The organism is Streptomyces sp. BE20 (assembly GCF_036322525.1).
Taxonomy (GTDB): Bacteria; Actinomycetota; Actinomycetes; order Streptomycetales; family Streptomycetaceae; genus Kitasatospora.
Window position 1 is genome coordinate 1 of sequence record NZ_JAQYWW010001164.1, and the last position, 6,385, is coordinate 6,385.

2 protein-coding genes are annotated in these 6,385 nt (G+C 75.9%); both read left to right on the forward strand.

Annotated elements, in window-relative coordinates:
• The coding region (locus PUR61_RS36625) for an SDR family NAD(P)-dependent oxidoreductase (RefSeq protein ID WP_329883885.1) at positions 1-4,444 on the forward strand (4,444 nt) is incomplete at its 5' end.
• Between the two features lie 79 nt (positions 4,445-4,523).
• On the forward strand, positions 4,524-6,385 hold a 1,862-nt coding region (locus PUR61_RS36630), incomplete at its 3' end, for a type I polyketide synthase (RefSeq protein WP_329883886.1).

The window sequence follows — 6,385 nt, forward strand, 5'->3', positions numbered from 1 at the left end:
CGGGACGGGTACCGCGCTGGGTGACCCGATCGAGGCCCAGGCGCTCCTCGCCACCTACGGCCAGGACCGTGCGGAGAACGAGCCGCTGTGGCTGGGGTCGGTGAAGTCGAACCTCGGTCACACGCAGGCGGCGGCCGGTGTCGCGGGCATCATCAAGATGGTGCAGTCGATGCGCCACGGGATCCTCCCGGGCACGCTGCACGTCGACGCGCCGTCCTCGCAGGTCGACTGGTCCGCGGGTGCGGTCGAGCTGCTGACCGAGGCCCGCGACTGGCCCGCGACCGACCGGCCGCGTCGGGCCGGGGTGTCCTCGTTCGGCATCAGCGGCACCAACGCCCACGTCATCCTCGAAGCGCCGTCGGGCGCACCGGTTCCCGCGACCGCGTCGGACGAGGCACCGCTCCCGGCGCTTCCGGTCACTCCGGTCGTGCTCGCGGCGGCCGACGAGGACGCCCTGCGCGTGCTGGCGGGTCGGATCGCCGAGCACCGTGGGCTCCCGCTCGACCGGCTCGCGGCGGGCCTGGTGGGCCGGGCCGCGCTGCCGCAGCGCGCGGTGCTCCTCGCCGAGGACCGCTCCGCGCTGGAGGATTCCCTGAGCGCGTTCACCGATCGGGCCGTCACCGACCGGGCCGTCACCGACCGGATTGTCACCGGGACGGCGGTCGAGGGCCGGCTGGCGGTGGTGTTCACCGGTCAGGGGTCGCAGCGGGTCGGCATGGGCCGGGAGGTGTACGACACCTTCCCGGTGTTCGCGACCGCCTATGACGAGGCGTGCGAGGCGCTGGGGCTGAGGCTGCACGGGCTGGACGCGGAGTCGCTGGACCGGACGGGTTCGGCGCAGCCGGCGATCTTCGCGGTCGAGGTGGCGCTGCTCGCGCTCGTGCGCTCCTGGGGGGTGACCCCGGACGTGGTCGCCGGTCACTCGGTCGGCGAGATCACCGCCGCGTACGCCGCCGGGGTCCTCACCCTGGCGGACGCGGCGAAGCTGGTGGCCGCCCGGGGCCGGTTGATGCAGGCGCTGCCCCCGGGCGGCGCGATGCTGGCGGTCGGGGCGTCGGAGGCCGAGGTGCGGGAGGCGTTCCCGGACATCGACCTCGCTGCGGTCAACGGGCCGGACGCGGTGGTCGTCTCCGGTGCCGAGGACGACATCGTGGCGATCGCCGAGCTGGTGACCGAGCGGGGCTGGAAGACCAACCGCCTGCGGACCAGCCACGCGTTCCACTCCCGGCTGGTGGAGCCGATGCTGGTGGACTTCCGGGCCGTGGTGAGCGGTCTGGCCTTCCACGACCCGGTGCTTCCCGCCGTCTCGACGGTGACGGGCGAGGCCGTGACGCCCGGTCAGTGGTCGGACCCGGAGTACTGGGTCGACCAGGTCCGGCGCCCGGTGCGTTTCGCCGAGGCCGTCACCGCCCTCGATGCCCGTCGGGTGCTGGAGCTCGGCCCGGACGGCGTCCTCACCGGGCTGATCGGCCACGTCGATCCCGAGCTCACCGCGGTCACCGCGCTGCGCCGGGACCGGTCCGAGCCGCACACGCTGCTCCGGGCGGTCGCCGAGCTGTTCGTCCACGGCCAGCCCGTCGACTGGAGCGCGCTGGTCGGGCGCCGGGCCGACGCGGACCTGCCGACCTACCCGTTCCGGCACCGGCGGTTCTGGCCGCGGCCCCGGACCGGTGTCGACGGGGACGTCACCGGGCTCGGCCTGACCGGGACGGGCCACCCGATTCTCGGTGCGGCGGCGGAGGTCCCGGGTTCCGGGCTGGTGCTGTTCACCGGTTCGCTGTCCGGGGCGACCCACCCGTGGGCGGTCGACCACACGGTTCACGGCCGCACGGTCGTGCCGGGTGCCGCGATGTTCGAGATGGTCCTGGCGGCGGGCTCCCGGGTGGGGGCCCCGGTGCTGGAGGAACTGCTGCTGAAGGCTCCGCTCGTCCTGCCGGGCCGCGAGACCGTCCAGGTCCGGGTCACGGTCGGGGCGCCGGACGACGAGGCCGGTCGGGCGGTGGCCGTCCACTCGCGGACCGGGGCCGAGGCGCCCTGGACCGAGCACGCCACGGGCCTGCTGTCGGAGCGGACCGGCGGCGACCCGGCCGCCGTCACGGTGCCGGCCGGGGCCGAGGAGATCGACCTCACGGGCTTCTATCCGGGGATGGAGGCTGCGGGCCTGGGCTACGGGCCGGCGTTCCAGGGCCTGCGCAGGGCCTGGAAGTCCGGGGACGAGGTCTTCGCCGAGGTCGAGGTCGCGGAGCCGCCCGCCGGCTTCGCGCTGCACCCGGCCCTGCTGGACAGCGCGTTGCACGCGGTCGCCGCCGGCGGTCTGGTCACCGGGACGGACGTCCACCTGCCCTTCGCGGTGTCCGGTGTCCGGCTGGTGTCCGGCGGCGCGACCGCGCTGCTGGTCCGGCTGACCCCGGACGGGCCCGGCGGTGTGCGCCTGGTGATCGCGGACGGTGCCGGGCTGCCGGTGGCCGAGATCGAGCGGCTCGCGCTGCGGCCGGTCGGTGCGGCCCCGGCGGCCGACACGGCCGGGCTCTACACGGTGGAGTGGCGGCCTTCGCCCGTGGCGGTCGGCGGCGGGGACACCGCAGGCTGGGTCGGCCTGCCGCTCGGCGAGCCGATGCCCGCCCTGCCCGGCGCCCCGGTCGTCCTGCTCGACGCCACGGCCTCGCCCGAGGCCGGTCCGGCCGAGGTGCGGCGGGCACTCGAAACCGCCCTGGGCACGCTTCAGGCGTGGCTCGCCGACCCGGCCGGTGCCGGTCACCTGGTGGTGCTGACCTCGGGTGCGGTGGCCACGGGCCCGGCCGACCCGGTGACGGGGCTGGCGCATTCCGCGCTCTGGGGTCTGGTCCGCGTCGCCCAGACGGAGAATCCCGGCCGGATCACCCTGATCGACACCGACACCGACACCGCCACCGCCTCCGACACCGCCACCGCCTCCGACACCGCCACCGCCACCGACGGCCGCGCGCTCGTCGCGGGCATCGTCGAGGCGGGGCTCGCGCAGGCGGCGGTCCGCTCCGGCGCGGTGCTGGTCCCGCGCCTGGTCGCGGCGCAGCCTCCTGCGGCCGTGACCGGCGGCCCGGCCGACGGCGCGCCGGTCGCGTCCGCCTTCGGTGACGGGACGGTCGTGCTCACCGGCGCCACCGGGGCGCTCGGCGCGGCTCTGGCCCGTCACCTGGTCGCCGCCCACGGGGTCAAGGACCTGCTGCTGGTCAGCCGGCGCGGCCCCGACGCGCCCGGGGCCGCGGCCCTGGTCGACGAACTGACCGGCGCCGGTGCGGCGGTGCGGCTCGCGGCCTGCGACCTGGCCGACCCGGACGCCGTCCGGCGTCTGCTCGGTCCCGTCGAGGTCGGTGCCGTGGTGCACGCCGCCGGCGTCACGGACGACGCGGTGCTCACCCGGTTGACGCCCGACCGGCTCGCGGCCGTCCTGGCGGCCAAGGTGGATGCGGCGGTCAACCTGCGGGCGGCCACCGCCGGCCGGCCGCTCGCGGCGTTCGTGCTGTTCTCCTCCGTCGCCGGCGTTCTCGGCAACGCCGGCCAGGCCAACTACGCCGCGGCCAACACCTTCCTGGACGCCTACGCCGCCCGTCTGCGGTCCGAGGGGGTTCCCGCCACCTCGCTGGCGTGGGGGCTGTGGGAGACCGGTCTCGGCGCCGCCCTGACGGACGGTCTCCGCGACCGGCTCCGGGGCGGCGGGATCGTGCCGCTGCCCACCGGGGACGCGCTCGCCCTGTTCGACGCCGCCCTCCGCGCGGACGTCGCCCTGGTGGCCCCGGTCGGGCTCGACCTGGCCGCGCTCCGGCCGGCGGCCGCGGCCGGACGGCTCCCGGAGCTGTTCGCCGGTCTGGTACCGGCGCCGGCCCGGCCGGGGGTCCGCGTGGAGGCCCGGCCTGCCGTCGCCGCAGGCCGGGACCGCGCACTGACCGCGCAGCTGGCCCCGATGACCGCCGCCGAGCGGACCCGCACGCTGCTCGGCCTGGTCCGTACCCACGCGGTCGCCGTGCTCGGCCACACCGGCCCGGCGGGGATCGGCGACGGCCGTGTCTTCGGCGAGCTGGGCTTCGACTCACTCACCGCGGTCGAGTTCCGCAACCGTCTGGCCGCCGACACCGGTCTGCGGCTCGCGCCGACGCTGATCTTCGACCACCCGACGCCGCTGGCGCTGGCCGAGGCCCTCCGCGACCGGCTCGCCCCGGCGGCCGTCGAAGGTGACGCGGCGCTCCTGGCCGAGCTCGCCGTTCTGGAGGCGAGCCTGGCGGCGAGCAGCCCGAGCGAGGCGATCCGGACCGCCGTCGGGCTCCGGCTGCGGGCGATGCTCGCAGGCTGGGCGAGCACCGACGGGCCGGGCGACGGCCCGTCGGACTCCGACACCAATGCGGACATCGCCGCCGCCGACGACGCCGAGCTGTTCAGCCTGCTCGACGACGAACTCGGCATCAACTGACCCTCCGCGCGGTCGGCGCGAACCGACCCTCCGCTTAATCGGCGCGAACTGACCCACAAGCAACTGGAGTTGGCGAGACATGGACACCGAAGCGAAGCTCCGCGACTACCTCAAGCGGGCGACCGCCGACCTTCGTCAGGCCCGTCGCGACCTCGTCGACGTCCAGGAGAAGGCCGCCGAACCGATCGCGATCATCGGTATGGCCTGCCGCTACCCCGGTGGGGTGCGCACGCCCGGTCAGCTCTGGGACCTGCTGGACTCCGGCCGCGACGCGATCACCGGCTTCCCCCAGGACCGGGGCTGGGCGGTGGAGGAGGGCGACTTCGCCCAGGAGGGCGGATTCCTCGACGAGGCGGGCGCGTTCGACCCCGCCGTCTTCGGCATCTCCCCGCGCGAGGCCCTGGCGATGGACCCGCAGCAGCGGCTGCTGCTGGAGTGCGCGTGGGAGACCTTCGAGCGCGCCGGGCTGGACCCGCTCGGCGTCAAGGGTTCCCGCACCGGCGTGTTCGCCGGCGTGATGTACCACGACTACGCCGCCCAGCTCACCACGCTGCCGGACGGCGTCGAGGGCTACCTGGCCACCGGCACCTCCGGGAGCATCATCTCCGGCCGCGTCGCCTACACCTTCGGGCTGGAGGGCCCTGCCCTCACCATCGACACGGCCTGCTCGTCGTCGCTGGTCGCGCTGCACCTGGCGGTGCAGTCGCTGCGCCGGGGCGAGTGCGCGATGGCGCTGGCGGGCGGAGTCACCGTGATGGCCGGTCCGAGCACGTTCGTCGAGTTCGCCCGGCAGGGCGGCCTGGCCGCCGACGGCCGCTGCAAGCCCTTCGCCGCCGCGGCCGACGGCACCGGCTGGGCCGAGGGTGCCGGTCTGCTGCTGGTCGAGCGGCTCTCGGACGCCCTGCGCCTGGGCCACCCGGTCCTCGCCGTCGTCCGGGGCAGCGCGGTCAACCAGGACGGTGCGTCCAACGGTCTGACCGCGCCGAACGGCCCCTCCCAGCAGCGGGTGGTCCTCGACGCGCTGGCCGACGCCCGGCTGACCCCGGCCCAGGTCGACGCGGTGGAGGCGCACGGCACGGGGACGACGCTGGGCGACCCGATCGAGGCCCAGGCGCTGCTGGCGACGTACGGCCAGGACCGCGAGGGCGCGCCGCTCCGGCTGGGCTCGCTGAAGTCGAACCTCGGGCACACCCAGGCGGCGGCGGGCGTCGGCGGCATCATCAAGATGGTCGAGGCCATGCGCCGCGGCGTGCTGCCGAAGACGCTGCACGTCGACGAGCCCTCCCCGCACATCGACTGGTCCTCGGGCGCGCTGGAGCTGCTCACCTCCGCGCAGCCCTGGCCGCAGGCCGGGGACACCCCCCGCCGGGCCGCGGTCTCCTCCTTCGGGTTCAGCGGCACCAACGCCCACGTCGTCCTCGAACAGGCGCCGGCCGAGGCCGTCGCACCGGCGGGCACCACGCCCGTCGTTCCGCTGCCGCTGGCGGGGGCCGACGAGGCGGGGCTGCGCGCCCAGGCCGCCGTGGTCCGCGACCACCTGGACACCGCAGGGGTCTCCCTGGCGGACGTCGGCGCGACGCTGGTGGGCCGGGCGGCGCTCCCGGTGCGGGCGGTGGCGTGGGACGCGGAGGGTCTGGAGGCGGTGGCCGCGGGTCTGGGACAGATCGCGGGGTCGCCGTTGGGCAGTTCGGACGTGGTGTTCGTGTATCCGGGTCAGGGTGGTCAGTGGCTGGGTATGGCGGTGGGGCTGCTGGGGTCGCGAGCGTTCGTGGAGCGGTTGCGGGAGTGTGATGCGGCGCTGTTGCCGTTGACGGGGTTCTCGGTGGAGGCGGTGCTGCGGGGCGGGGACGACTGGTTGGCGCGGGTGGAGGTGGTGCAGCCGGTGCTGTGGGCGGTGGGTGTGGCGCTCACGGCGTGGTGGGAGTCGTTCGGGGTGGTTCC